This is a genomic window from Arthrobacter sp. H-02-3 (assembly GCF_003097355.1).
Lineage (GTDB): Bacteria > Actinomycetota > Actinomycetes > Actinomycetales > Micrococcaceae > Arthrobacter > Arthrobacter humicola.
This window is the reverse complement of record NZ_PYUI01000001.1, coordinates 64,315-89,213: the sequence shown is the minus strand read 5'-3', so window position 1 is coordinate 89,213 and position 24,899 is coordinate 64,315. Positions and strand designations below refer to the sequence as shown.

At 66.1% G+C, this 24,899-nt stretch carries 25 protein-coding genes and 1 pseudogene; 13 read left to right on the top strand and 13 right to left on the bottom strand.

The genetic code is table 11. The annotated features are described in order from the left end of the window. Positions 1-3: 3 nt before the first annotated feature. Positions 4-363 carry an ArsR/SmtB family transcription factor gene (locus C9424_RS00435; RefSeq protein WP_442861998.1) on the top strand — a complete coding sequence of 120 codons (360 nt, stop codon included), beginning with the start codon at positions 4-6 and terminating at the stop codon, positions 361-363. A gap of 70 nt (positions 364-433) precedes the next feature. Here C9424_RS00435 and C9424_RS00430 read toward each other — a convergent pair whose 3' ends face one another. The 3 genes from C9424_RS00430 to C9424_RS00420 all read right to left on the bottom strand — a co-directional run bounded on the left by C9424_RS00430 (position 434) and on the right by C9424_RS00420 (position 2,031). Beyond that, the gene (locus C9424_RS00430) at positions 434-994 is read right to left on the bottom strand and encodes a sulfocyanin-like copper-binding protein (RefSeq protein ID WP_116765024.1); all 561 of its coding nucleotides are present in this window, start codon (positions 992-994) and stop codon (positions 434-436) included. Then, positions 994-1,251 carry an SHOCT domain-containing protein gene (locus C9424_RS00425; RefSeq protein ID WP_116765023.1) on the bottom strand — a complete coding sequence of 86 codons (258 nt, stop codon included), beginning with the start codon at positions 1,249-1,251 and terminating at the stop codon, positions 994-996. The genes C9424_RS00430 and C9424_RS00425 overlap by 1 nt, the downstream gene beginning before the upstream one ends. A gap of 93 nt (positions 1,252-1,344) precedes the next feature. After that, complete coding sequence (locus C9424_RS00420; RefSeq protein ID WP_237563224.1) at positions 1,345-2,031, bottom strand: ArsR/SmtB family transcription factor; 687 nt, start codon at positions 2,029-2,031, stop codon at positions 1,345-1,347. 95 nt (positions 2,032-2,126) lie between these two features. On the opposite strand from C9424_RS00420, the gene C9424_RS00415 reads away from it, so the two are divergent. From C9424_RS00415 to C9424_RS00395, 5 genes are all read left to right on the top strand, one after another. Next, the gene (locus tag C9424_RS00415; protein WP_116765021.1) at positions 2,127-3,521 is read left to right on the top strand and encodes an MBL fold metallo-hydrolase; all 1,395 of its coding nucleotides are present in this window, start codon (positions 2,127-2,129) and stop codon (positions 3,519-3,521) included. Continuing rightward, complete coding sequence (locus tag C9424_RS00410; protein WP_116765020.1) at positions 3,518-4,801, top strand: MFS transporter; 1,284 nt, start codon at positions 3,518-3,520, stop codon at positions 4,799-4,801. Before C9424_RS00415 ends, C9424_RS00410 begins: the two co-directional genes overlap by 4 nt. Positions 4,802-5,286: 485 nt before the next feature. Beyond that, positions 5,287-5,739 carry a universal stress protein gene (locus C9424_RS00405; RefSeq protein WP_116765019.1) on the top strand — a complete coding sequence of 151 codons (453 nt, stop codon included), beginning with the start codon at positions 5,287-5,289 and terminating at the stop codon, positions 5,737-5,739. Positions 5,740-5,787: 48 nt separating this feature from the next. After that, positions 5,788-6,210 (top strand): hypothetical protein, encoded by a 423-nt coding sequence (locus C9424_RS00400; RefSeq protein ID WP_116765018.1) that lies wholly within the window; start codon positions 5,788-5,790, stop codon positions 6,208-6,210. Between the two features lies 1 nt (position 6,211). Next, complete coding sequence (locus C9424_RS00395) at positions 6,212-8,650, top strand: PEP/pyruvate-binding domain-containing protein (protein WP_116765017.1); 2,439 nt, start codon at positions 6,212-6,214, stop codon at positions 8,648-8,650. Positions 8,651-9,688: 1,038 nt separating this feature from the next. Here the strand turns inward: C9424_RS00395 and C9424_RS00385 are convergent. Continuing rightward, complete coding sequence (locus C9424_RS00385; protein ID WP_116765015.1) at positions 9,689-10,033, bottom strand: heavy-metal-associated domain-containing protein; 345 nt, start codon at positions 10,031-10,033, stop codon at positions 9,689-9,691. 378 nt (positions 10,034-10,411) lie between these two features. Here C9424_RS00385 and C9424_RS00380 point away from each other — a divergent pair, with 378 nt between their 5' ends. Further along, positions 10,412-11,089 carry a TIGR00730 family Rossman fold protein gene (locus C9424_RS00380; protein WP_116765014.1) on the top strand — a complete coding sequence of 226 codons (678 nt, stop codon included), beginning with the start codon at positions 10,412-10,414 and terminating at the stop codon, positions 11,087-11,089. A gap of 260 nt (positions 11,090-11,349) precedes the next feature. Here C9424_RS00380 and C9424_RS00375 read toward each other — a convergent pair whose 3' ends face one another. Next, on the bottom strand, positions 11,350-11,877 hold the full coding sequence (locus C9424_RS00375; RefSeq protein WP_116765013.1) for a hypothetical protein: 528 nt from the start codon (positions 11,875-11,877) through the stop codon (positions 11,350-11,352). 948 nt (positions 11,878-12,825) lie between these two features. On the opposite strand from C9424_RS00375, the gene C9424_RS00370 reads away from it, so the two are divergent. Continuing rightward, on the top strand, positions 12,826-13,110 hold the full coding sequence (locus tag C9424_RS00370) for a hypothetical protein (RefSeq protein ID WP_116765012.1): 285 nt from the start codon (positions 12,826-12,828) through the stop codon (positions 13,108-13,110). 184 nt (positions 13,111-13,294) lie between these two features. On the opposite strand, the gene C9424_RS00365 is transcribed toward C9424_RS00370, so the two are convergent. Genes C9424_RS00365 through C9424_RS00355 form a run of 3 tightly spaced genes read right to left on the bottom strand, consistent with a single transcriptional unit; the run spans position 13,295 to position 16,105 of the window. Beyond that, positions 13,295-15,544: a heavy metal translocating P-type ATPase gene (locus C9424_RS00365; protein ID WP_116765011.1), complete on the bottom strand. Its 2,250-nt coding sequence runs from the start codon at positions 15,542-15,544 to the stop codon at positions 13,295-13,297. Next, positions 15,544-15,768, bottom strand: a complete 225-nt coding sequence (locus C9424_RS00360; protein ID WP_116765010.1) for a heavy-metal-associated domain-containing protein — start codon at positions 15,766-15,768, stop codon at positions 15,544-15,546. The genes C9424_RS00365 and C9424_RS00360 overlap by 1 nt, the downstream gene beginning before the upstream one ends. A 19-nt stretch (positions 15,769-15,787) precedes the next feature. Then, the gene (locus C9424_RS00355) at positions 15,788-16,105 is read right to left on the bottom strand and encodes a metal-sensitive transcriptional regulator (RefSeq protein ID WP_116765009.1); all 318 of its coding nucleotides are present in this window, start codon (positions 16,103-16,105) and stop codon (positions 15,788-15,790) included. A 373-nt stretch (positions 16,106-16,478) separates the two neighbouring features. Between C9424_RS00355 and C9424_RS00350 the strand changes: the two genes are divergently transcribed. The 4 genes from C9424_RS00350 (at position 16,479) to C9424_RS00335 (ending at position 20,674) form a co-directional block, all read left to right on the top strand. Continuing rightward, complete coding sequence (locus C9424_RS00350; RefSeq protein WP_133247461.1) at positions 16,479-16,922, top strand: hypothetical protein; 444 nt, start codon at positions 16,479-16,481, stop codon at positions 16,920-16,922. A 331-nt stretch (positions 16,923-17,253) separates the two neighbouring features. After that, positions 17,254-17,589 carry a heavy-metal-associated domain-containing protein gene (locus tag C9424_RS00345; protein ID WP_237563223.1) on the top strand — a complete coding sequence of 112 codons (336 nt, stop codon included), beginning with the start codon at positions 17,254-17,256 and terminating at the stop codon, positions 17,587-17,589. Between the two features lie 73 nt (positions 17,590-17,662). Then, on the top strand, positions 17,663-20,170 hold the full coding sequence (locus C9424_RS00340) for a heavy metal translocating P-type ATPase (RefSeq protein WP_116765007.1): 2,508 nt from the start codon (positions 17,663-17,665) through the stop codon (positions 20,168-20,170). 51 nt (positions 20,171-20,221) lie between these two features. Next, positions 20,222-20,674, top strand: coding sequence for a universal stress protein (locus C9424_RS00335; protein WP_116765006.1), 453 nt, complete (start codon positions 20,222-20,224; stop codon positions 20,672-20,674). Positions 20,675-20,744: 70 nt separating this feature from the next. Here C9424_RS00335 and C9424_RS00330 read toward each other — a convergent pair whose 3' ends face one another. Further along, complete coding sequence (locus C9424_RS00330) at positions 20,745-21,170, bottom strand: hypothetical protein (protein WP_116765005.1); 426 nt, start codon at positions 21,168-21,170, stop codon at positions 20,745-20,747. Positions 21,171-21,915: 745 nt separating this feature from the next. Here C9424_RS00330 and C9424_RS00325 point away from each other — a divergent pair. Continuing rightward, the gene (locus tag C9424_RS00325; protein WP_116765004.1) at positions 21,916-22,341 is read left to right on the top strand and encodes a DUF302 domain-containing protein; all 426 of its coding nucleotides are present in this window, start codon (positions 21,916-21,918) and stop codon (positions 22,339-22,341) included. A gap of 151 nt (positions 22,342-22,492) precedes the next feature. Here C9424_RS00325 and C9424_RS21815 read toward each other — a convergent pair. The 4 genes and pseudogenes from C9424_RS21815 to C9424_RS00305 form a co-directional block, all read right to left on the bottom strand. Beyond that, positions 22,493-22,736, bottom strand: a pseudogene (locus C9424_RS21815) (four-helix bundle copper-binding protein); the annotation flags it as partial. Between the two features lie 153 nt (positions 22,737-22,889). Further along, positions 22,890-23,549, bottom strand: coding sequence for a TlpA family protein disulfide reductase (locus C9424_RS00315; protein ID WP_116765003.1), 660 nt, complete (start codon positions 23,547-23,549; stop codon positions 22,890-22,892). A gap of 165 nt (positions 23,550-23,714) precedes the next feature. Further along, complete coding sequence (locus tag C9424_RS00310) at positions 23,715-24,626, bottom strand: cytochrome c oxidase assembly protein (RefSeq protein WP_116765002.1); 912 nt, start codon at positions 24,624-24,626, stop codon at positions 23,715-23,717. A 2-nt stretch (positions 24,627-24,628) separates the two neighbouring features. Further along, positions 24,629-24,886 carry a hypothetical protein gene (locus C9424_RS00305; protein ID WP_116765001.1) on the bottom strand — a complete coding sequence of 86 codons (258 nt, stop codon included), beginning with the start codon at positions 24,884-24,886 and terminating at the stop codon, positions 24,629-24,631. Between the last annotated feature and the right edge of the window lie 13 nt (positions 24,887-24,899).

Genomic DNA, 24,899 nt, shown 5'->3' with positions numbered 1-24,899 from the left:
CGGGTGGACAGCGTGCAACGCGCCGGCGCACCCAGCCTCCACCACGACGAAGCTCCTGACTCCCGCCGGCTCGACACCGCCACGGCCACGTTCCGGATGCTCTCTGACCCCACCCGGCTGCATATCCTCTGGCTCCTGGCCCAGGAACCCTCGGATGTGACGTCCCTCGTGGAGCGCACCGGGGCGTCCCGGACCTCGGTCAGCCAGCATCTGGCCAAGCTGCGCTTCAGCGGACTCGTCAGAACGCAAAAAGAGAGCCGCCGCGTCGTGTACAGCATCGCCGACGGACACCTGACCCGCCTCGTCATGGAGGGCCTGAACCACGCCGACCACAAAGTCACCGGCGAACCCGCCCACGACTGACCCGCCCCACGGGACACCGACGCTGCAGAACGGTGCTCGTTGTCTGAGACTCGTGCTTGCCGGAGGTATGTCAGGTGACGGTGAGCTGGGTGTACATGCCGGCGGTGTAGTGGCCGGCGAAGTTGCAGAGCAGTTCATAGCGCCCCGGCGGCAGGTCCACCGTGACCCAGCCGGAACTGCGGGGAAGAATGCCCTGCCCGGCGCCTTCGGCGCAGGTGGCAGAGGCCTCGCCAAGGCTGCCTGCCTCGTCGATCTTCCCGTCCCCTCCGACGGCCCGGGTCCCGGCAATCTGGGTGTCGGGCAGCGGCAGGATCACCATCTCATGGGTGTAGCGCCCTGCGTTGGCGACCAGGAAGCTCACGCGGCCGTGCGGGACAGTCGTTCGATCGGCGGTCAACCGCATGCCTCCCATTCGTCCGGGTCCACCCATCATCGGACCGCCCATGTCGGTCGCGGCGACGTTGACGACGGTTCCAGGAATGCCGGGAGCTGCGCAGCCGGCATTGTTGGCGAAGCCGCGGCCGGCACCTGGCACGGCAAGGACCGCAACGGCGGCGATGGACAGCGCCGTGAGGGCCAGCGTGGCCAGGATCCCGATCAGCAGCTGGCTCCGCCGGGAAAGGGGCGTCATTACTTCCGCCTGAGAGCCGCGCGGCGCGCGGCGAACTCAGTTTCGTCGATTTCCCCGCGGGCAAAACGTTCGTTGAGGATCCGTTCGGCCTCGTCGTGGGGCGCGCCATAGGGACCGGAAGGACCCGGTAGTTCGGGACCCCGGCCGCGGACCAGCAGGATCACGACGGTCACGACTCCGCCCCAGAAGATCAGCATCATCAGTGCCATCAGTACCCACCCCCAGATTCCCCAGCCGTCATTCCATCCATACATCATGCGAAGACCTCCATCTTGTGACGTGATTCCTGGTTAAGGACCGCTGCGAAAGACGCTGTGGCCACCATCGGCGCGACAGGGGGATTGAGTTGTCTAGGCGGCAGCTTCCACGGGCAGGCCGCCGAGGCGCCATTCGAGCATTCCCTCGTTCAGCCGTCTGGCCCTCCGGCCGGCGGAGTGCAGCAGGTCCACCGCTTCGTACGCCAAAACGCAGTACGCGCCGCGGCAGTAGGCGACGACCTCCCGGTCCCTGGGCAGCTCGGAGAGCCTGTCGCGGAGCTCCTCGAGCGGGATCGAGACGGCTCCGGGGATGTGGGCGGCGTGATATTCCTCGTCAGGGCGGACATCGAGGACCGTCACGGTTCCCGCACCGGCGCGAGCGAGAAGGTCTTCGCGGGTGACTTCCTCCTCGTCGGCCCGCGCGCCCTCCAGTCCCAGGTAGGCGACGCGTTTGGGTTCGACGTCGGCCACGTGCTCCCGGGCAACCGACCGGAGCAGGCTGTAGAGCCGCAGGATGTCGGGGCCGGCGATGTCGTAGTGGATCCGGTTGCCGTCCCGCCGCGTGGTCACCAGCCCGGCCTGGCGCAGGGCCTGCAGGTGGGCCGAGGCGGTGCTTAGCCCCAGTCCGGCGGCTGCGGCGAGGGTTTCCACGCTGCGCTCCCCCTGGCTGAGCAGGTCCAGCAGCTCCAGCCGCTTGCCGTTGCCCAGAGCCTTGCCCACCCGGGCGAACTCCCCAAAGAGTTCCGATTTCCTGGCCTTGTCGCCCACTTGCTCCTCCAAAGATCCATGTAATACTGGAACAAATACTATTCCACGTTTGTCTGGAATACTACTCTGCCGCCGGAATCCGCCCCGGCGTGGAAGGACTGAGAGTCATGGGCTCCTTAAATCTGATCCCCGTCGTCGACGAGGGACTGGGCAACTCCACCTATCTGCTGGACCTCGGCGACGGCCGCGCCCTCGTCATGGACCCGGAACGTGACCTGCGGCAGGTCCGCGCCGAGGCCTCCCGTCGCGGATTGAGCATGGCCTACGCGGTGGAAACCCACCTGCACGCCGACTTCATCTCCGGCGTCGCCGAACTCGCCGCAGTCGAGGGCGCGACGGTGCTGGCACCCGAGGTCGGCCCCCGCGGTTTCGCGCACACCGGCCTCACCGACGGGCAGACCGTCGAGATGGGCCGCTTCAGCCTGCAGGCCCTGCACACCCCCGGGCACTCGCCCGAGCACCTGTCCTATGTTCTGCTCGAGGACGGGGACCTGACCGGGATCTTCACCGGAGGCTCGCTGATGGTCGGCACCGCCGGGCGCACCGACCTGCTCAGCCCGGAGATGACGGTACCCCTGGCCCGGGCCCAGTACCGGTCCCTGCAGCGGCTCATGGAATTCCCCGACACCACCCCGGTATGGCCCACCCACGGGGCCGGCTCCTTCTGCTCCGCCGGCGGCAGCGGTGACCGGGTCACCACCATCGGCGCCGAACGCGCCACCAACCCGCTGCGGCAGGCCGACGGCGAAGACGCCTTCGTCGCCGCCCTGTTGGGCAGCCTGGGGACCTTTCCCGACTATTTCCTCCGCCTGGGGGAGACCAACAAGGCCGGCCCGGCCGTCCTGGACGCCCGGCCCCGCCTGACGCCGCTGTCCGCAGCCGCCGTCGGGACGCTCATGACTGACGGTGCGCAGGTGATCGACGCCCGCCAGCCGGCAGACTACGCCGCCGGCCACCTCCCCGGCTCCCTCTCCATCCCGTTCCGCCCGGTCTTCGCCACCTGGCTCGGATGGCTCGCCACCCCGGACCGGCCCGTGGTCATCGTCCGCGGCCCGGACCAGGACCCCGTCGACATTGCCACCGCCGCGGCGAAGGTCGGATTCGACACCCTCGCCGGTGAACTGGACGGGGGCTACCCCGCCTGGACGCAGGGACACCCCGGGGCCGAGCCGGTGTCCCTGATCAAGCCCGGGCAATTGATTGACCGACTGCAGACCGGGGCCGCCGTGCTCGACATCCGCCAGTCCGGCGAGTACGCGGCAGGTCATCTCCCCGGCGCGGTGAACATCGAACTCGGCTACCTCGCCGGGAATCTCGCCGGCGTCCCCGAGGGCCCGGTCATCGTGATGTGCGGCCATGGTGAACGCGCCATGGGCGGCGCGAGCATCCTCGCCGCGTCCGGCCGCACCGGCATCGCAGTCTTCACCGGCGGACCCGCCGACTGGGCGTCCGCCGCCGGCCGCCCCGTTGAAACCGGCACGGTCATGGCGGCCGCCAGGTGAGCAGCCACGACACCAAGACCGGAAACGCCGCCTCCCGGGCCCCCGTCACGCTGGGCCTCCGGCAAAACCTGGCCCAGTTCATTCTCCTGGTCGCCGTCAACGCCCTGGTCGGCGGAACCCTCGGCCAGGAACGCACGGTCCTGCCCCTGCTGGCCGGGCAGGTCTTCCATCTGGACCTCTACACCTCGGCCCTGACCTATATCCTGGCGTTCGGGCTCGCCAAGGCCGGCACCAACTACTTCGCCGGAACCCTCTCGGACCGCTACGGCCGCAAGCCGGTGCTGGTCGCCGGCTGGCTCATCGCCCTGCCCGTCCCGCTGCTGCTGATCTTCGGCCCGTCCTGGGGCTGGATCGTCGCCGCGAACGTGATCCTGGGCATCAGCCAGGGCCTGACCTGGTCCACCACGGTGGTCATGAAAATGGACCTCGTCGGCCCGTCCCGGCGCGGCCTGGCCATGGGCCTGAACGAGGCCGCCGGGTACCTCGGCGTCGCCGCCACCGCCCTGGCCACCGGCTACATCGCCGCCCACTACGGGCTCCGGCCGGGCCCCTTCCTGCTCGGCGCAGCCTACATCGCACTGGGCCTGGGCCTGTCGGTCTTCGCCGTCAAGGAAACTCGGGGCCACGCACGGCTGGAGGCCGCCAACCACACGTCCGCCCATGCCGGCGCCCACGGACAACTGAGCAACCGGGAGATTTTCACCCTCACCAGTTTCCGGGACAAGTCCCTCTCCTCGATTAGCCAGGCCGGCCTGGTCAACAACCTCAACGACGGCCTCGCCTGGGGACTGTTTCCCGTCCTCTTTGCCGCAGCAGGATTGGGTATCGAAAGGATCGGCATCCTCGCAGCCGTCTACCCCGCCGTCTGGGGCGCCGCGCAACTCGTCACCGGCGCCCTTTCGGACAAATACGGCCGGAAATGGCTGATCGTGAGCGGCATGCTCGTCCAGGCCGCGGCCCTCGGCATGATCGCCGTGGGCGCCGGCTTCGACGTCTGGCTTGCCGCCGCCGCCCTCCTCGGGCTCGGCACCGCCATGGTGTACCCCACGCTGCTGGCCGCGATCGGTGACGTCGCACACCCGGAATGGCGTGCCCGCTCGGTGGGCATCTACCGTCTATGGCGCGACGGCGGATTCGCCGTCGGCGCACTGCTCGCCGGCGTCCTCGCGGACGCCTACGGGATCCCGGCGGCCGTCGCCGTCGTCGCAGCCCTCACCGGGGCGTCTGGAATACTCGTGGCCGTGCGGATGCGCGGATCTGACCACATACTGACGGCGTAGTCCCACGGCATCCCGTGGCCGCACTGGGGCTCCTGAACCCGATGACCTCCGGCGCCGTGGCCGCCAGCTCCGGCTCGTGCTAGCCAACTTGTCGCCTGTGCAACTTTACACGCTGAGGCTCGTTTGGGTTCACCCGCCGACTTTGGGCTGACGCTTCAGAACCCCCAACCGAAGCTGCACCCATATCGCCAACCCGGCGAACACACCGCACCCGGGGCTGGTGCAGACGCCTTCTGATATTCAGTGCAGCCGGGTTCTGAAACTGACAGCCTCCGAAATTGTGGATGCTAGCAACGTTGGCACTTTACCCGTCACCTAATTTATGTGTCGCAGACCGTCCTGCGATCAGTTTGTGTGACAGGACGTCAGTAGGAATCCCGAGTTCCCCCAAAAGCTCCCTCCGTGAGGAGGCCCTTGCGGTCAAAACCGTGCGGGGAAGACACTAAGGGCAACATGCGTGAAGAACCCGGCGGAGGGCGGTGCTCATGGGCGGCGATACGGGATTCAGGATCGTGGCCGGCGTGGACGGTTCGGCCCCGTCGCGTCTGGCGCTGGAATGGGCCGTGATGGAGGCGCGGCTGCGTAACGGCCAGCTCAGGGCGGTGACCGCGTGGGAGTTCCCGCCCGTGACCGTCGGGATGGAAGGCCTGATCCGTGACCCGGACGTCTTCCCGCAGACCGCCCGCCGCCTCCAAAACGAGGCCCTGAAGCGCGTTGACAGCGAAGGCGTGACAGTCACCGGCGATGTTATTCAAGGCAACCCGGCCGCCGTGCTCCTGCGGGCGGCCGAGAATGCTGATCTGCTGGTTGTGGGTTCCCGCGGCCTTGGCGGATTCACCGGCCTGTTGCTCGGCTCCGTGTCGACGCAGGTGCTTCATCACTCGCCCTGCCCTGTGCTCGTGGTCCGCACCCGGTCCCGGACCGGCGGCGTGGAATGAGGCCTCCGTTGACCCACAGGGCCCATCCCTGCGCCGGAAGCAGCGACCGTGACCGCTGACCACTCCTCGCGCCTGCATCCAGCCGCCGAACCCCGGGACGGGACGGTTCCCGCCGGGCGGACCTTCCGGGGCAGGCTCCACGGGCTGTGGCACTCCATAGTCGGCGCGGTCGGCCTGGTCATGGGGCTCGTGCCGCACGTCCTGCACCACGTCGGGCTTCTCGCCGGGACCGCACTGGTGGCAGGATCCGGCGGCACGGCGCTGTTCGGCGTGCTGGGCCTCTTGGCGTCCATTCCCATGCTGGTCCGCCTCTACCGGCGGTTCGGCAGCTGGATCGCACCGGCGCTGGGGCTGCTGGTCTTCACCGCCATGTTCTCCCTGTCCGCATTTGTCATCGGCCCGGCTATCAGCGGCACCGACGGCGGCCAACCGGCCCCCGTACCGAGTGTGCACCACACCGCGGATCACTGACATGGACCCGTTTGTTTACCCGCTGGGTTCGTCGGAGGCAACCGTCGCAACCGTGGGCGGCAAAGGAGCAAACCTGAGCCAGCTAGTTCGGACCGGTTTCCCGGTCCCTGACGGATTCCTGGTGGGCACTGCGGCGTACCGTGCGTTCGTGGAGGCGAACGACCTGCAACAGAGAGTCGTTGCCCTGCCGCGAGGCGTGGCTATTTCCGGCGCTGAAGCTGCGTCGGCTGAGATCCGCCGGCTTTTCGAGCAGGGAAGGATGCCACCCGAACTCGGGGCGGCGATTCGGCGGGCCTACAAAATGCTCTGTCCTAATGATGCGACGTCCACCGGACTGGCGGTTCGGTCGTCGGCTACAGCCGAGGACCTCCCGGGGGCCAGCTTCGCCGGTCAGCAAGAGTCCTTCCTGAACGTTCGAACTGAACAGGAAGTGCTGCAGGCGGTAAAGACGTGCTGGTCCAGCCTTTGGACTCCCCGGGCACTCGCCTATCGCATCCGCGCGGGAATCGACCCCGCAACGGTCAGCAACGCCGTCGTTCTTCAGGCCATGGTTCCGGCCTCAGGTTCTGGTGTGATGTTTACCGCCAACCCGCTGACCGGAGCTCGGGACGAGATGGTGATCGACGCGGTGTGGGGCCTCGGGGAAGCCCTCGTGGGCGGCTTGGTCACACCGGACCACATCACTGCCGACAAAGAGACAGGCAAGATTAAGGAGACCGCGGTTGGCGACAAGGTGATCATGACCGTCCCCGCGTCCACCGGAACCAAAATACGAGCGGTGGAGGCAGACCACCGGCGGACCGCAGTCTTGAACGCGGAACAGGTGGTGCAACTCGCCAGGATGGGAGCGGACATCGAATCCCGTCTGGGTTCTCCCCAGGACATCGAGTGGTGCGTGGCCGATAACCAATTCTGGATTGTCCAATCCCGTCCGATCACGGCGTTGCCGCCCGAGCCTCAGCCGTGGGAAAGCCCGGTGCCGGGCGCGAAATGGCTCAAAGACCTGCAGGCTGCCGAATGGGCCAGTGAACCTCCGTCGCCGCTCGGCGCGGCGACCACCTTTGCCGCCATGATCGCCGCCCGCCAACGGAAGCTTCCAATGCAAAAAGCCCCGTGGTCCGCGTTGATCAACGGCTGGCTCTACATCCGGGCCGACTTCAAATACGGATGGCTGGCTAGTCGTCCGGCGGTGTGGGTGTTGGGCGCGGCAACGGGGGCGCTCAACGGGCACCGCCGGGTCCGGCGTGTCTGGCCCCGAGAGTTGGCGACCCTGGATTCGCTGGAGAAGAGCTCGCCGGCAGAACTGGCGGACGAAGAGCTAAAAGCCCATGCGGGCCGGCTGCTGCAAGCCGTGGGGTCGTGGTGGTGGGAGATCTCCTGGTTCACGGCGACGGCGATCCTGGGGGAGCAGTTCATCGGCAAGGTCAAGGTTCCAGGGCTGGCGGACCCGGGGCGCCTCTTCCGGGCCAATGACAGCCTCCTGCTCGACGCGGAGCGAGCGTTACGTCGCGCCGCCCAAACAGGCCAGGTCGGCGACTACCTGGCACGGTTCGGCCATTTCGTGGAAAGTGCCGACCCCATGCACCTCACGCTTCGCGAGTCCCCCGATCTCCTTGCCCAACACCTGACGATCATCGACCAGGCTGTCACCGGCCCGGATGCACGCCTGGAGGGGGCCCGCCGTGAGCGGGCGGATGCGGAGAATCTCGTGCGATCCATGGGCGGGGTCCGTGGATTCCTTGCGCGCCGCCTGCTCACGCTTGGCCAAAGCCACGCCGCTCACGTCGACGACGCTGTGTTCCACTTCCAACGGGTCCTGGCGCTCTTGCGCGCAACGTTCCTTGAGGTGGGTCGCAGACTCGCGCAGGCCGGAACCGTGGAGGGGGCAGAGGATGTGTTCTTCCTCAAACCCGACGAAATATGGGGTTCGCGCGATCCGGTTGTAAACCTCAAAATACTCACGACGCAGCGGCGCCTGGACCGTGAGCGCCGGAAGCGGCTGGTGCCGCCTCCGTTCATTCCCCCGCTCTCCGATCCCACCTGGACCACAGATCCGCTTTGGAAGCTCATGGCGTCGGTCGGGCCGGCGGCACTGGCCCGCGGGGTCCAGCACCGCAACGGGCGACGCGTCCTCGTGGGCATCCCCGGCAGCCCCGGTCGTGCGCGAGGCACCGCGCGCCTTATTACCGGGCCCGGCGACTTCCACCACTTTCAGGCCGGCGATGTGCTCATTGCCCGCACCACGACCCCGGTCTGGACTCCACTCTTCAACATCGCGGCCGGTGTCGTCACTGAAGTCGGCGGCCCCTTTTCGCACGCCGCGATCGTCGCCCGTGAGTTCGGTATCCCCCTGGTGAGCGGAGCAATCGACGCGACGCGGGTCATCGCGAACGGGAACACCGTTGTCGTCGACGGCTCGGGGGGTGTCGTTGAACTGTGATGTGCACGTGCGTGGGCACCGGGAGGATGCACTGCGGTCCAGACGCGACATGCGGGCCCAGGCTGGTCCCAGCGGAGGTTGATTGTGCCTGTCACAGGGACGGGGCTCTTTTCAAGGTACCGTTGCAGCACCTTATGACCCCTAGGATGGCAGCACACTGCAGGGCTGCGATCCGTTTGGACTCATGACCGTGCCACGGGCAGCAACGGCTCGCGTGAGGAAGAACCAAAGTTGCAGGGTCATCCAGCCGCTCGGTGACGGACGTGAGGACGATCCTGCCTCAGTTTCTGCGGATCACACACCGTCTCTGGACGGCATTCGAGCAGCCGGAGGAAAGGGCACGGTCTCGTCCCTACGGCTGGCTTTGCCGAACCAGTCACGGGCCCGGTCATTGCCTCATGGACCATGGTCGGCGGCAGCCAGCCCACAGCATCGCGTTGACGGGCCGCAGACGCGGGGCAGGGGCCGGTGCCGGTGTCGGTGAAGGAATGCGGGACCCAATTGATGTCACGGCCTGCCGACGCCGGCCCTGTGTCACTTGACGTGCCCTTACGGCATCGGGGACGGCGACGAGGGGCCCGGCGGATTTGGGACACAGTCACTGGCGGGCCCGGACACGTTGTGATAGCCCGGGGCGCAATCAACGATCCTGTCGTAACGGGGCTGCATGGCAACCACCGCCACTAGGATGGCGGCCACGCTCAGCCCGGCGACGACGAGCAACGCGATCGTGGGAAAGCGCCGCGCCGGTCCCATCACAGCCTCCAACCAACGAACAACCATCGTGGCCATCCGTCTCCCCATCATCCCGCACGGTCGCCGATCGGTCACGGGCTTCGCCCGGACCCTGGACTCCGACGTCAGGGCGCGCGCGACGCCTCCGTGCCGAGTCCCACCGAGACCGCGTCACTTCCATCAGGACCGGAGTAGTGACTGCATCCGTACCGACCTCGAAGGCGCGGCGGTCGCCCTGAGGTCCGCACCGGAGACATCCGGGAACCGCGGGGCCTTCACCGGGGCCAATGGAGCGTGGAAAGGCTACTTCGCGCCGGTCAGGATGTAGCCGGAGGAGTGCACGGCCTCAGCCAGTTCCTCCTGGCCGGCAGTGCCGGTGACTTTGAGCCGCGACGTGCCGCCCGGGACCAGGTCTACGGCCGCTGACTGGACCCCGGATACCCTGGACACGGCCTTTTCGACGGTCTGGACGCAGTGTCCGCAGGTCAGCCCTTCCAGGGTGTATTGCGCACCGGACGCCTGAACCTCCGAGGCCACGGCGGACGGAGCCGCGGCCTGCGTTTCGGCGGCGGACGAGCAGCAGCTGCAGCCGTGCTCCGCAGTGGAGGTCAGGGGGAGCTGGGTTCGTGTTTCGGTTGTTCCGCACATGTCAGTTTTCCTTCGGAGCGAGGGACGAATGGGGCTGTTGTGGTTGAACGGCTGTAACGGCCTGGGGGCCTGGACAAACCACGTCACTGACAACACTCAAATAATACCCCCTGGGGGTATGCTGTGCAAGGGTCACCGCACCGTCTGGCGGCACTCTCCGTCGCCCCACACTGCGGACCGTCAGGCTCTACTGCATCAGCCGGGCCGGGGCGATACTCAGGGTATGAGCAGTCTTCCTGAACCGCGGCAGTTCCCACATGTGCGGCCATCGGGGCCGTGGACGCACGCGCTCCTCACCATCGAGGACGGGCGCCTCACAGCGGAAGAACGCGGGAAACACGACCGGCACTGCCGCATGCACCCCGGAGCGGGGCCGTCATGAAAATGCCTGATGAAGAACTGCTCGCCGCACTGGCCGACCCGGCCGAAGACCCGGCCCGGATGGAACGGATCAGAACGGAAATCGACGCCGGATTCCACCTGCTCTCGGCCCGGCTCGGGAAGGCAGTCGCTGTCTTTGGATCGGCACGCCTTGGAGCGGAAGATCCCCGCTACGCGGAGGCCCGGACGATGGGTTCACGGTTTGCAGATGCCGGGTTCGCGGTAATCACCGGGGGAGGCCCGGGCCTGATGGAAGCTGCCAACCGCGGCGCGGCGGAAGCCGGCGGCACCTCCGTCGGTCTCGGCATCGAACTCCGGCGCGAACAGGTGCTTAATCCTTACGTTGATGTGTCCATGACCTTCCGGTACTTTTTCGCCCGAAAACTCATGTTCGTCCGGTACGCCTCGGCATTCGTCGTTCTTCCCGGCGGATTCGGCACCCTCGATGAACTCTTTGAAGCCCTGACCCTCGTCCAGACCGGAAAGATCCACGAATTCCCCGTGGTCCTGATCGGCACCGAGCACTGGGCCGGGCTCATGGCCTGGATCCGGGAGCGGCTCAAGGACCAGGGATTCATCGCCCCCGATGACATCCGTCTGCTCCGGTGCACCGACGACATCGACGAAGCCGTCGAACTGATCCAGCAGTGCCACCTGCGCCGGCTCGCCCTCTGAAACCCAGGCTGACGATGGTCGGGCGCGGGGCAGGGCAACCGAGCAGGCACTCATCATCGCTGCAGCTTCCTTCCTCAACGAGGCTCCCCGCAAGTAGTGAATCGCCCGGTATAGTGGGGGCGCTGCACAACCCGGCTGAGAGCGCCCGGCGGCACAGTGACCGAATGACGGCCAGTGACCCGGGTTTTAGCTCCTGCGCCGCGGAGGCTGAGTGTTTCCGTCTCGATCGTTCCAGGCATGTTCGCTGATCGTGTCTGGGTTCATAGTTTGTCTGCCCAGCGCTCGTGGGCGGACTGCCGGCTGATTCCTACGGCGCGGCCGATGTCCGCCCAGGACGCTCCCGCTGCTTTCGCGGCGGCAACGGTCTTGTCCAGCCGGTGCCCGGCTTGGTTGTATTCACGCGCTGCCGCTTCCACGCCGGCCGCAACTTCCAGCGGTGCGAGGTGGGCTTTCCACTCGTCGTGGATGGCGTTTTCGACTTCGCTGGAAGCGTGTGCGAGGTCATCGGGGGAAAGGTAGTCCCGGCGGCGGCTGAGGTCCGCGGCCGCCGGGGATGACACTCTTTCCCACAGCTCGCCCTGCCAGCCGCATTCACAGGCTCCGCGCCAGCCGATGATCTCGCTGTCTGGGATTACTTCGTAGTCGGGCAGCATCTTGTCCGGCTTGTAGTGGCCGGTGATGCCCTTGACGAGCATTCCTTTGCCCGTCGATGATGCGGACAGCCGTCCGTCGGGTGCAACGGCGGCCGCCCACCCCTCGTGTTGGTTGTCGTTTGATATCCAGCCCATAGCGCGCACCCCACCTGGGGGCAGTGTTCCAGCCGCCCGCCAATCCGGAGCATCATTGTGACGGCAGGTCCTCACATCCCGCTACGAGACTTTGGCCTTTAGCGGAGTGCCCGCAAAATGTCGCGGCCGGGGGAGCGTCAAAAGCGTCCAGGATGGCCTTGGTTCACGTCTGACGCGACAGTCGTTATGACCTGCGGTCCAGTAGGATGGCCACAACCGAGCAGAGGGGGGCGCGTGGCCGGGCATGCCGACAGTTCTAGCCTGCGTCGCCCCGGGCTGACACGGCGCGTAGTCGCCGCGGCACTCACGATGGTCCTGCTGGTTGCCGGTTGTGCAGTGATCTGTTTGGCCGGATTGCACGCAGCCGAGGCAAGCGCCCATGGAAGTGATACTCGCCCCGCCGTCACTGCTCACCATTTGCCGCACGAACGTACCGCTGTTACGCCTGCACTTGAGCTTCTTGTCGGCGAAGGGCCGGCAGGAGTAGTGGAGGGCACCGCCGATTTCCACGTTGATCTCATGGGGTCATTGCATGATGGTACCGAAGGCTGCGCACACAACATTCACGATCCTAGAAACGGAACGCTAACCCGCGTCTCAGCCCCGGACCTGCAAATTCTGCCTGCGGCCTCCGGCGGAATCGTCGTTAACCGCATTATGTCCGTTCGGGTCACGAGAGTTGAGAATGCCTCTCCCCGGACGCCGTCGATCATTCAACTGGCCATCAGCCGGACGTAAAAACAGCCCCGGAAGATGCCTCATTCTGGCCGACTGGCCCGGGTGGGCATGCGTCACGATGGGTGGGTGCCACCGTCCCGTCGTGTGCGCGTTTCCCGGAACGCCCCGGAGTCCCGTGCTGGGCTACATCCTCATCGCGCGCCTCAAGCCACTCCCAGATCATGCACGCCGCGCGCTGTGTTCGCGTGGGTCTACGGAAAGTCCCTTGTTATGACCAAAACGCAATCCCTTGTCGTCGCCACCGATGGCTTCTTTACCGTCGCCGAAGCGATGATGGCCCTCCAGAGAATGCTCGATGACTCTCTCGCCGGCACCTTGAGTCTTCTGGAAGAGGAAGGCAGCAGGCTCTGGTCAATTGAGTCGGGGACGCACGCTATAACTTCCATTCCGGCGGTTGTCCCGAATGCGCCCGCACAGCCCGTCCGCCATCCGATGGTCCAATACGTTGCTTCTGCGATTGTCTTGATCACGTACCAGGAAGGCGGGAATCTCTAGCGAGGGCTGCAGCCCCGGCAGGTCCGGCCACGCACAGCGGTGCGCAACCCCTCGACGGCCAAAGGCCTGCCGAGTCGTTGCCGCACCTTGAGGCGGCAACCCAGAGCCGGAGCGGACACGGCAGGAAACACCGACGACCGCCCGCCCCGCGTCGCCGCGGGGCGGACCGCTGCAGATCCGGCCCCTACATCTTTCGGGCGGCGAAGCGGCGCAGACGGAGCGAGTTACTCACGACCAGGACCGAGCTGGCCGCCATTGCGGCACCGGCGAGCATCGGGTTCAGCAGCCCCAAGGCGGCGACCGGGATCCCGATGGCGTTGTAGAAGAAGGCCCAGAACAGGTTGGTTTTGATCGTGGCGAGGGTCCGGCGCGAGAGCTCGATGGCTTGGGCCACCTGGCCGAGGTCATTGCCCATGACCGTGAGGTCGGCGGCGGCGATCGCGACGTCCGTGCCGCTGCCCATCGCGATGCCCAGATCGGCCTGGGCCAGGGCTGCGGCGTCGTTGACGCCGTCCCCGGCCATCGCCACAATGGCTCCCGCGGCCTGCAGATCCCGGATGGCTTCGACTTTGCCTTCCGGCAACACGTTGGCCATGACATCTTCGGCCGGGATGCCCACCTCGTCCGCAACGGCCGCTGCGGCGGCGGCGTTGTCTCCGGTCAGCAGGATCGGACGCAACCCCAATGCCTTGAGCCGGCTGATGGCGGCTGCCGACCCGGCCTTGACTGTGTCGGTGAGGCTGATGATGCCCGCCACTTCACCGTCCACGCCGACCCAGATAACGGTGGCCCCGTCACTTTCCCGCGACTTCAGCGCCGTGTGGTGGCTGTCCTCGGGGTCTATGCCGTTGGCCTGCAACCACCCGGCGCGTCCGGCAACCACTCGGCGGCCATCGACGGTGCCGCGGACGCCGCCGCCGGGTGCGCTGTCGAAGCCGGTTACCGGCAGCAGCGGGCCATTGAGGTTGGCAGCGCGGGCTATGGCCTCTGCGATCGGATGTTCGCTGGCTGCTTCGACCGCGCCGGCCAAGGCGAGGATTTCCTCTTCACCGGCGCCGGTGAAGCTTTGGACTCCCGCGACAGACAGCCGCCCGGCCGTCACCGTGCCGGTCTTGTCCAGCACGATGGTGTCGACCGTGCGGGTGTCTTCGAGGACTTGGGGGCCCTTGATCAGGATGCCCATTTGGGCGCCTCGGCCGGTTCCGGTCAGCAAGGCCGTCGGGGTGGCAAGGCCAAGAGCGCAGGGGCAGGCGATGACCAGCACCGCGACGGCTGCGGTAAAGGCGGACTGCAGGTCACCGGCGGAGAGCATCCAGGCGGTGAACGTGGCTGCGGCGATGGCGAGGACAACCGGGACGAAAACCGCGCTGATCCGGTCGGCCAGCCGGGCGATGGGGGCTTTTCCATTTTGCGCCTGGCTGACCAGTTTGCCCATCTGGGCGAGTGTGGTTTCGCTGCCGACGCGGGTCGCCTTGACCAGGAGCCGGCCGTTCGTGTTGATCGTGGCGCCGATGACGGTATCGTGCACTCCGACGTCCACGGGGAGCGATTCGCCGGTGATGAGCGCGGTGTTGACCGCGCTTTGGCCGTCCACGACGAACCCGTCGGTAGCAATCTTTTCGCCCGGACGGACGAGGAAGACGTCTCCCGGCTGCAGCTGGTCCGCCGGTATCCGGACCTCGGCCCCGTCGCGGATTACGGTGGCCTCCTTGGCTCCTAGATTGAGCAGTGCCTTCAGGGCGTTTCCTGCCTGCTGTTTCGCGTTCGCTTCCAGGTACCGGCCCAGCAGCAGAAATGTTGTGACGACGGCGGCAACTTCGAAGTACAGGGCGTGGGGGCTCATGTCCATGCCCGGGTGTTCGGTCAGGGCCGGATCGGCCAGCAGTTGCCATGTGGAAAACAGGAAAGCTGCTCCCACGCCGATGGAGACAAGCGTGTCCATGGTGGAGGCCATGTGACGGGCGTTGATGGCGGCGGCGCGGTGGAAGGGCCAGGCCGCCCAGGTAACGACGGGCAGGCTGAGGGCAAACGCCCACCAGCCCCAGTGCGGGAACTGCGCGGCGGGAACCATGGAAATGATGAGCACCGGCAGGGTGAGGGCGGCGGCGAGCAGCAGCCGGGGCCGCAGTGACGCGGCCGCCGGTTCTTCCCCGGCGAGTTCCGCCGCCCCCGCATCGGGCAGGTTGCGGGCAGTCGGCGCCGCCTTCAACCGGGCCGAGTAGCCGGTGGCCGCGACAGTGTCCAGGATCTGCTGGTCCGTGACTGAATCGGGCACGGTTACCTGGGCGGATTCCAGCGGCAGGTTCACGACCGCGTGGACGCCATCGAGTTTCCCGAGCTTGCGTTCAACCCGCGCAACGCAGGACGCGCAGGTCATCCCCTCAATATCGAGCTCAATGACACGCGTGTTGGCCAGAGTTGCTGACTCCACCATTACGCTCCGCCGGCGACTGTGTAACCCGCTTCGGCGACGGCTTCGCTGATTTCTTCCGGGTCAAGCTCGGACGCTGAGGTGATGGTGACTACAGACACGCCGCCCTTGTTCAAATCGACGGAGACGTCCTGAACCCCCTCAAGCTCCTGGAGCTCTTCGGTGACCGAAGATACACAGTGGCCGCAGTGCATGCCCGAAATACTGACGGTGGTGTTCACGCTCATCGTGATTCTCCTTCTTGTCCTAGCGCAGCAGGCGCCCGATAGCGTCCGCTGCTTCCTTGACCTTTGCCCCGCCCGCCTCAGGTGACTCGGCAGCGGCGTTGACGACGCAATGGCCGATATGGTCTTCCAGCAGTCCGAGACTGACGGCATGCAGTGCCTTGTTGATGGCCGCGACCTGGGTCAGGATATCGATGCAGTACGCATCCTCATCGACCATCCGAGCAATGCCCCGAACCTGGCCCTCAATGCGCTTAAGCCTCCTCAGGTAGGCCGCCTTGTCTGAGGTGTAACCGTGCTCCGGAGCGGGAGCTGTGTCGGTGTCACTGTTTTGGCTCATGATTTCTCCTCGGGTATGGCAAATACTTTATACCCCCATAGGGTATAAAGTCTACTACCCCCTGGGGGTATAGCCGGGGGCGCATTGGCGCTAATAGGCAGGCAATGCAGGGGAAGTGGGGTCACGCCCGTAACGCCAAGCGGCGACAATGAGAGTCGAAATCCGCGCACCAGGAATGCTCTGTGAGAAACGTCTGTAGCAGTCGCAAGGCTCAAAACGAACTGCAACTCCGGAAAGCCTCCGGGAGCAGTTTCCGCAGTGAAGTCGTAGAGGTCGCCGGGCAGACTTCGATGGCGTCTCGGGGAGCCGGGAATGGTCATGGCGTTGCTGCCCCTTGTATTCTGGCCTCACTAATCGGCAAAGAGGTCTGTTTGTGGGCGAACCGTTATCTGTCCTGTTCGGTGGATCGCTCGTGGCATTGGCAGTAGCGCTAGGGCTAGTGACGAACCGCTCCCACACGAGGCGGAACGGCGATGCTGTTCCCGCCCTGCGCCGCCGGATGCTCCGCGCAGCTGCCGCGCTCCTGGCCGCCCCTGGCCTCTACATCATTCTTGTGTCGGGGATGGGTATCGCTCCAACGGAGAGCGGCATTGCCATCCAACTTGGACTTGGGCTGATGCTGTTCGCGGGGATCTGGTTTATCTTCCGCAGGGAGGTCGTCCGCTACCAGTTGTGGGCGGCATCGGCAATTTACGACCTTGAAAGGCCGCTCGACCCGGCTCAGGTGAAGGCTGCTGAAACCCTGGGCCTGTGGATTCGAAGCCTGCTCTTCCTGTCCGGACTTTTCATCATTGTGCTGCGGCTGATCTTGCGTTAGGCCTCGCCGGCCGTCGCGGCAACTCGGTGGGTGGGCCGCCGGATCGTTGAACGATGGAACCGGCAGGTGCGGGTGGGGGCCAAAGCCTCTGACGGCAGTGTCCGGTACGACTCCATACTGAGCTGCAGGCGGCCGCTACGCGGGCGTGCGCGAGGTCGTCCTGCCTGTGACTAGTAGGATTCAACAGACCTTGACCGTATACCCCTAGGGGGTATACGGTGAGTTCACCGGAAAGTCGCGTCCGAGCCGAAAGGTTCACACGCAGTGAAGGTCCCGCGGGGCTGCACACCGGGCGGTCCCGTTCCTCGACAGCGAATGAACGGACCAAATCGTGAGCGACATTTCCTCCACCCCATCGACTCCTGCCGCCGAAACGTCCGGCTGCTCCTGCTGCGCCCCGGCACCGGCGTCCGGGCTTCAGATCGGCCGCCCTCAAGACGCCGGATCCATCGTCGTGACTGACTACGAGGTCGAGGGCATGACCTGCGCAGGATGCGCCTCGGGAGTGATCACGCACTTGAAAAAGGTTGCCGGCGTCACGGATGTACGCGTCTCCCTGACTCCGGGCAAGACGTCCACGGTCACCGTCGCCAGCCGCTCACAATTGTCGCTGGACGATGTGAGGGGAGCCGTGACGAAGGCCGGATACAGCCTGCACCGGAGCTAGGCCATACCTGCCTCCTGGATCCAAGGGACGGACGGCGTCCCAGATGCCTGTCATCACTATCGAGAGAGCAGCAATGCCACAGACACTCAAAAGCACAACGGTCGAAGTCCAGGGTCTGCAATGGGCAACGTCCAAAGCAATCATCGAAAAGGTGCTCGGCGGCCAGCCAGGCGTCACGGCTGTTGATGCGAACGCTGTTGCCCAAACGGCCACGGTCACCTTCGACCCGTCCCGGACCTCCGTTGAGCAGATCAGCGGCTGGATCATCGATTGCGGCTACCACTGCCGTGGACAGTCAGTGCCGGAGCATATCTGCTACCCCATGGAGGAACCGGCGGCCGCGTCGGCCAACGCCGCCCCGGCAGACGGCGGGCATCACCGTGGTGGGCATGATGGTCATGCAGCCCACCCCGCGTCCGCACAGGCGGTGACGGACGCGGGTCATGAGGGGATGCGTCCCGGCATGACCATGCCGGGCCACGTTCACGCTCCCGGGCCCGCCCCGCGCAGCTCGCAGGAGATGATGGGTCACGGCGGGCACCACGGCGGAATGTCGATGGATGACATGGTCCGGGACATGCGCAACAGGTTCCTGGTCGCCGCCATCCTGTCTGTCGGCGTGACGCTGTTCTCCCCGATGGGGCGCAGCATGCTCGGATTCACCGTCCCGACGCCGTTCGGCCTCCGCGACGACGTCATGGCCCTCATCCTTTCCCTGCCCGTGATCTTCTACTCCGCCTGGATCTTCTTCGACGGCGCCTACCGGGCGCTGAAGGCCCGCACCCTGGACATGATGGTGCTGGTCGCGATCGCCGTCGGAGCCGGCTGGCTCTACAGCCTCGGGGTCACACTGACCGGCGGCGGCGAGGTGTTTTACGAGGCCGCCACCGTCCTGACATCCTTCGTGCTGCTGGGCCACTGGTTTGAAATGCGCGCCCGTGGCGGAGCCAACGAGGCCATTCGTACCCTGCTCGAACTAGCACCGCCGGTCGCAGTCGTCATACGCGACGGCGAAACCGTGGAAGTCCCCACATCCGAGGTCCAAACCGGCGACCTGCTCCTCGTCCGGCCGGGATCGAAGATCCCTGTCGACGGCCAAGTCGAGGACGGGCAGTCCGAGGTCGATGAATCGATGGTCACCGGCGAAAGCCTGCCGGTCAGCAAGACGGTCGGCTCAGAGGTGATCGGGGCATCGATCAACACCACGGGCACGATGCGGGTCCGTGCCACCAAGGTCGGCGCCGACACCGCCCTGGCCCAGATTGTCGCCCTCGTCCAGGAGGCCCAGAACTCCAAAGCCCCCGGGCAGCGCCTGGCCGACCGGGCCGCGTTCTGGCTGGTCTTGGTCGCCCTCATCGGAGGAACCGTGACCTTCGCGGCCTGGCTCGCCCTAGGCGCCGGAGTACAGGTCGCCCTGCTGTTCGCCATCACGGTCGTGGTCATCACCTGCCCCGATGCCTTGGGGCTGGCCACACCGACGGCCATCATGGTCGGCACCGGACTGGGCGCCAAACGAGGGGTGCTGTTCAAGAACGCCACGGCCCTGGAAACCTCGGCCCGGATAGACACCGTTGTCATGGATAAGACCGGGACCCTGACGAAGGGCGAACCCGAGGTGACCGACGTCGTCGTCGATGGCATCGACGAAATCGAACTCCTGGCACTCGTCGCCGCCGTGGAGCAGGAATCCGAACACCCCCTGGCCGCCGCCGTCGTCCAGTATGCACGCGAAAGGGGCGCGCCGGTGCTGGCTGCCTCCGAGTTCCTGAACGTGCCCGGCCACGGCGCCGGAGCCTCCGTCAACGGACGCAGGATCCTGGTCGGAAACCGCAAACTCATGGCCAACGAAGGCATCGACCTGGGCGGCCTGGCCGCGGTCCGTGACGAACTGGCCGCAACGGGACGCACCGCGGTGCTCGCCGCCGTCGACGGGCGCGCCGCGGCGGTCATCGCCCTCGCCGACGCCGCCCGGGACACGGCGGCCCCCGCCGTCGCGGCCCTGCACGAGGCCGGCATCGAAGTCGTCATGCTCACCGGCGACAACGAGGCCACCGCACGGCGGATCGCCGCCCAGCTCGGCATCGACACCGTCATCGCCGAGGTGCTGCCGGGCGACAAATCCGCCAGGGTCGCCGAACTGCAACAGGCCGGGAAGAAAGTCGCCATGGTCGGGGACGGCGTTAACGACGCCCCCGCCCTGGCCCAGGCGGACCTCGGCATCGCCATCGGTGCCGGAACCGACGTGGCCATCGAAACGGCCGACGTCGTGCTGATGCGCTCCGATCCGCTCGACGTGCCGATCGCACTGCGGATCGGCAAAGGCACCCTGCGCAAAATGCGCCAGAACCTCGGCTGGGCCGTCGGCTACAACGCCATTGCCCTTCCGATCGCCGCCGGCGTCTTCGCGTTCGCCGGAATCGTTCTCAGCCCCGAGATCGCCGCGCTGTCCATGTCAGGCTCCAGCTTCCTCGTCGCGGTCAACGCCCTGCTCCTCAAGCGACTGCGCCTGCCCCGCCCGGGTCAGCCCGGTCCGGCCCCCGTGGCTGCTCCCCGGCCCCTGACCCCGGCAGCCGGACGTTAGAGGCACCGCCGTGACGGGCTCAGTCTGAGCTTCGAGTGAAAGGTCCAGCCCATGAGCGGCAACGACACCTTCAGCATTACCGTGGGCGTGGACGGCTCAGCCGAGTCTCGCATCGCCCTCGAATGGGCCGTCGACGAAGCCCGGCTGCGCCACGGTCACGTCCGCGCCGTGACGGCCTGGGACTACCCACCAGTCACGGTCGGCATGGAAGGACTGAGGTGGGACCCTGACATCTTCGAACAGGTGGCCCGGACAACGCAGACCGATGCCCTCAAGCGCGTCGACTCCGAAGGTGTACCCGTCACCGGTGAAGTCACCCAGGGCCCGGCCGCCACCGTACTCCTGAAAGCGTCCAAGGATGCGGACCTCATTGTCGTCGGCTCCCGCGGGCTCGGCGGATTCACCGGACTGCTGCTCGGATCCGTGTCCACGCAGATACTCCACCACGCCGGTTGCGTCGTGCTCGTGGTCCGGGCACGGCCCCAACCCCATGCAGACCAGTAGCCGCCAAACCCTCCTGCGCATGATCGGTGCGGGGACGTCTTGAGGATGCAGGCCGGCCTCAGACATGGAGCTAGAGCGCCGAGGGCGGAGTGTCGTGCTCGTGATGGTGCGCGGTCATGCCTTCCTCCGGGATGCCGGCGGCCTTTGCGAGGTAAGCCCAGCCGGCGTCGCTAAGGGCGTGATATGCCACATGCAGTTCCTGTGCAGGCTCCGCGGTAACGCTTATGTCGCGCTGGTCGAGCGCGGACGCCAGTCGTTGTGCTGCTGCGGCGAACCTTTCGGCAAGGGTCTGGATTTCGTTCGGCCAGTCAATGGCTGCGACCGCTGTCCGGGCATTGCCGATCGATCCCGGCCAGCTTCGGTCGATTCGTGGCGATGCCCCCGTGAGGCTGGTGGCGATGCCGTGGAATCCGACATGGTCGATGTAGGTCAGGGCGGCGATCAGGCCCGCCGTCCGGACCGCGGCCTCGACGTTGGGATCCCCGTGGTGGTTCATGTCAGTCTCCTTTGCGGTTTCCGGTTGTACTCAAGGATGGTCTGCGCCGGAGAAGGGATCAAGGGCGTGCCGGCCGTCCCGCGCGGCAAGAGTTTGTGGCGGCGTCCCCGCCCGTTTCGCCCGGGGCTCGACTGTCGTCCCTGAACGCATCCGGCTCGTGCACGGTCCTGTGCTTCAGCTCTGGATGCTCCGGTGCCGGTGCCGGTGCCGGTGCCGGTGGTGGGGGATGAGCGCGGGCACCTCTTGGCGGTAGGTCGCGTACTGACACGCCCAATCCGGCCAGCATGGCCTGCTGCTCACTTCGGCCAGGCGCAGTTAGACGACCGTGAGTACCGGGAGCATCAGCCACCACGCAGACGATCAAGACATAGTCAGGGTCCATGCAGACACTGAAGAAACACACCCCGGCGCAGCAGTTGCCAATAATCGCACCTTGGCGAAGACCACAAAGATGGCAAAGACCACCAACCGGCACCTCAGTGCTCCCAGGAGCAGTCAAAATACCCCCTGGGGTATATACTGGGAGCCGATACCGGCTTTGATCTGGCACCCGCCGGGGAACTCGTTTCATCGAGCCTCGCCAGGTCGTCAACCGCCCCAGGCGCCCGGGTCGAAGTCACTGCCAGCGGGCTGGGGCAGCCCATTGTCTGCAAAGCTGTCAGCAATAAACACGAAGGAAGGACTGGAAAAGCACTTCTTTCTCCCGTGCCTGACCAATTCTGACACCGTCGAACCAAGGAGCATCATGAGCTATACGCATACCATCACTGTCCCCTTGACCTGGGAAGAAGCCGTGCAGCGCACGCGCGAAGCCCTCGCCGGGCAGGGATTTGGCATCCTCTCCGAAATCAACGTCCGTGCCACATTTGAAGCCAAGCTCGGCGTCGATGCCGCCGACGCGATCGGTGACTACATCATTTTGGGGGCCTGCAACCCGGCCCTTGCCAGCCGCGCTCTCGCCGCAGAACCGGATCTGGGCGCTTTGCTGCCCTGCAATGTCGTCATCCGCCGCAGCAAGGAATCTGACCACACCACCATCCAGGCCATCGACCCCCAGACCATGGTCCGTCTGAGCGACAGCCCCGCCGTGCGGGAGATCGCCGACGACGCCGACACCAGACTCCGCGACGCGCTGTCCACGCTCGACAGCACCATCGAATCGACCAGTTGATACCGTGTCGCTCCCCGTTCGTCGATGGGCAATGGGACCCTATCCCCGGCCGCGCCTAAATCTCTTCGGTAACCTGCTGGAGGACATTCCCGGTGGCAGCTTTCAGGGAAGCAACATATGGAACAACGCGACCATCGCTGGGTGAAACCCGGTTGGTTCCGGTCCGCTGGGACACTAGGCTGCCGGTCGCGGCACAGATGTCACCGCAGTCCAGGTCCGTGCGGATGCATGTCGTAAGATCGGCGACCATGTCTTCGGCCAGACATGCGTCCGCTCACGCCGTACAGGCCTGGGCACATTGAAAGCACGCGGCAATGCACTCGGCGCCTGTCCTCATCGGCCATCCCTGCACCTTTGGGGTGGGCATCGAGCATCGCACTGGTGTGATGGCTCATGGTATTGCTCCGGCCGCTGGAGCCGCTCGCCTCCTCCAACGTAACCCTGGGACACTGGGAGGCCAATGATCGGCCAACCCGGGCAGCTTTACCGGAACCTTCAACGTCGATGCGCCTCTCTGCGCCCGGCCTCCGACAGCAACGGATTCCCAGCTAGCCTTCGGCTACGGCGCCGGCGATGAGGGATTTGAGGATGCTTAGATCGGCCAGGCCGAGGATCCTGGCGGCGACGCGTCCCTGTTTGTCCAGGACGAGGGTGGACGGGACCGCCTGCGGCGGCACGTATTGGGTCATGACCAGCAAGACGCCCCCGTTTTTGTCCTGCATGCTGGGGTACGTGATTCCAAAGGTCCGTTCGAAGGCGAGAGCGGCGGCTTCCTCATCGCGGACGTTGACACCGTAGAACAGGACATTCTGTGGTTTGAACTCGTTCCAGAGCGCTTCCAGCCGGGGAGCTTCGAGCCGGCATGGGGCGCACGCGGCATACCAGAAGTTCAGGACGATCACTTTTCCGGCCCAGTCACCAGAGTTAACGACCGTCCCGTCGTACTGTTCCCCCGTCACTACTACCGGTGGCTTCCGCTCGGCTGCGGCATATTCGGTAACAGACCCGTCTCCGGCGATGTAGTTTTTGTTGTCGCCGGCTTTGGCCTGCTGGGCGAGAGGGTCGCCGGAGGCGCATCCGGCAAGGACGGTGGCGCCCAGCGCGCCCAGAAGGGCTGAGGAGAGCAGGCGGCGCCGGGAGAAATCCGGCGGTGTCCCGAGAGTCCGGAGAGCGGCGGCTGGCGGCGTCGGGAGGCTGGGCTTATGCATGGCTGTCCTTTGATAACGGAATTTAACTTCGAGGCGAGGTTGGATAGAGTTGACGCACTACATACCCCAGCGGGTATGCGTGCGGCCGCTTCCCCAAGCCCCGCCGCCGCGTTCATCTGAGCGGGCTCACCGCGGCTCTCCGGAAAATCCGGGGAGTGGAGGGCTTCAGGCATCGCTGCTGCTGCCGCGGGGTCCGTGCGGGCCGCTTAAGTGTTCGCGGTTCAGCGCGTCCAGCTGATCATCGGTGAGGCTGTCGAAGGAGGTCGCCTCGTTCCGGTCGCTGCGGGCGAAGCGGACGAACATCAGGATGATCAGCGGCACATCGACGATTTCGGCCAGGAACCACAGCAGGTCCCCGGCGAGCTGTTGGTCCCGTAACGCGCCGGGCAGCCAGGCCGGATGCCCGGTGAGGGCCTGGCTGGCCCCGTCCAGGATCTGCGGGCTGATGCGCATCATGATCCCGGGCACGGCGTCGGCGACGAGTTCGATGAAGACGTAGATGAATTCGACGATGATCAGCGCGCTGACGGCTTTGGCCGAATCGTCTTCGATGATCGGTACCACCATCAGCATCCCGGTCAGCGGCACCAGAAGGGTCAGGGCCACGTCCCAGAGCGGGTCGGTCCGCAAGGGGTGGAACAGCGGGGTCAGGAAGAGGGTGAACATTCCCAGGCCCAGCAGCGCGGCAACGACGGTGTTACTCAGCGACCGCATCACCGGGTGCGCCAGGAATGACCGGAGGCGTGCCACGCCGTCCGGTCCCAGCGTCGCCCTGGCGAGCGTAAGGGGTTTGCCCGCGGTGACGAGGAGCGGGACGATGAACAGGTATGAGGTGATCTTCAGGGTGAAGACCCAGCGCAGGTCGTGGCTGTAGACCCCGGTGAACCCAAAGCTGAGCGCGGCGAAGCTGCCCAGCCCCAGGACGTAGAACGTCCATGTCCGATGCCACGGCCAGTGGATCCTCCTGCGCCTGGCGGCGCGAAGGCCGCGGGCATACAGGACGGCGGCGGGGACCAGGAGGGCCAGGGCCGGCCAGTTCACGGTCCAGGAGGTCAGGACAACGTCCCAGGGCGGCATGTTCAGCGCTTCTTGGTCTCGGTGCGTCCGGCGAGGACGGCGCCGATGAGGATCAGCAGCCCGCCGGCGGGGTAGCCGAGGAAGATGTCCTGGGTGATGCTCGGTCCCTGTCCGGCGGGTGCCAGGTGGGCGATCCAGTGGCTGATGGCGACCAGGGCGCCGGCGGCCATGAGGATCTGTCCGATCCGGACGAGCTGCCGGTGCCGGCGGTAGTTTGACTCGGAGTCGGCCTCTGCTTTGGGTTTGTGGAACTTCTTCATGGGTTAGCCTTTG

Coding starts and splice junctions, on each gene's coding strand:
- C9424_RS00335 (WP_116765006.1), top strand. CDS start 20,222: ATGAGCGGCAACGACACCTTCAGCATTACCGTGGGCGTGGACGGCTCA.
- C9424_RS00375 (WP_116765013.1), bottom strand. CDS start 11,877: ATGGGCTGGATATCAAACGACAACCAACACGAGGGGTGGGCGGCCGCC.
- C9424_RS00330 (WP_116765005.1), bottom strand. CDS start 21,170: ATGAACCACCACGGGGATCCCAACGTCGAGGCCGCGGTCCGGACGGCG.
- C9424_RS00370 (WP_116765012.1), top strand. CDS start 12,826: ATGACCAAAACGCAATCCCTTGTCGTCGCCACCGATGGCTTCTTTACC.
- C9424_RS00385 (WP_116765015.1), bottom strand. CDS start 10,033: ATGTGCGGAACAACCGAAACACGAACCCAGCTCCCCCTGACCTCCACT.
- C9424_RS00380 (WP_116765014.1), top strand. CDS start 10,412: ATGAAAATGCCTGATGAAGAACTGCTCGCCGCACTGGCCGACCCGGCC.
- C9424_RS00360 (WP_116765010.1), bottom strand. CDS start 15,768: ATGAGCGTGAACACCACCGTCAGTATTTCGGGCATGCACTGCGGCCAC.
- C9424_RS00355 (WP_116765009.1), bottom strand. CDS start 16,105: ATGAGCCAAAACAGTGACACCGACACAGCTCCCGCTCCGGAGCACGGT.
- C9424_RS00430 (WP_116765024.1), bottom strand. CDS start 994: ATGACGCCCCTTTCCCGGCGGAGCCAGCTGCTGATCGGGATCCTGGCC.
- C9424_RS00415 (WP_116765021.1), top strand. CDS start 2,127: ATGGGCTCCTTAAATCTGATCCCCGTCGTCGACGAGGGACTGGGCAAC.
- C9424_RS00340 (WP_116765007.1), top strand. CDS start 17,663: ATGCCACAGACACTCAAAAGCACAACGGTCGAAGTCCAGGGTCTGCAA.
- C9424_RS00405 (WP_116765019.1), top strand. CDS start 5,287: ATGGGCGGCGATACGGGATTCAGGATCGTGGCCGGCGTGGACGGTTCG.
- C9424_RS00310 (WP_116765002.1), bottom strand. CDS start 24,626: ATGCCGCCCTGGGACGTTGTCCTGACCTCCTGGACCGTGAACTGGCCG.
- C9424_RS00425 (WP_116765023.1), bottom strand. CDS start 1,251: ATGATGTATGGATGGAATGACGGCTGGGGAATCTGGGGGTGGGTACTG.
- C9424_RS00305 (WP_116765001.1), bottom strand. CDS start 24,886: ATGAAGAAGTTCCACAAACCCAAAGCAGAGGCCGACTCCGAGTCAAAC.
- C9424_RS00315 (WP_116765003.1), bottom strand. CDS start 23,549: ATGCATAAGCCCAGCCTCCCGACGCCGCCAGCCGCCGCTCTCCGGACT.
- C9424_RS00365 (WP_116765011.1), bottom strand. CDS start 15,544: ATGGTGGAGTCAGCAACTCTGGCCAACACGCGTGTCATTGAGCTCGAT.
- C9424_RS00325 (WP_116765004.1), top strand. CDS start 21,916: ATGAGCTATACGCATACCATCACTGTCCCCTTGACCTGGGAAGAAGCC.
- C9424_RS00395 (WP_116765017.1), top strand. CDS start 6,212: ATGGACCCGTTTGTTTACCCGCTGGGTTCGTCGGAGGCAACCGTCGCA.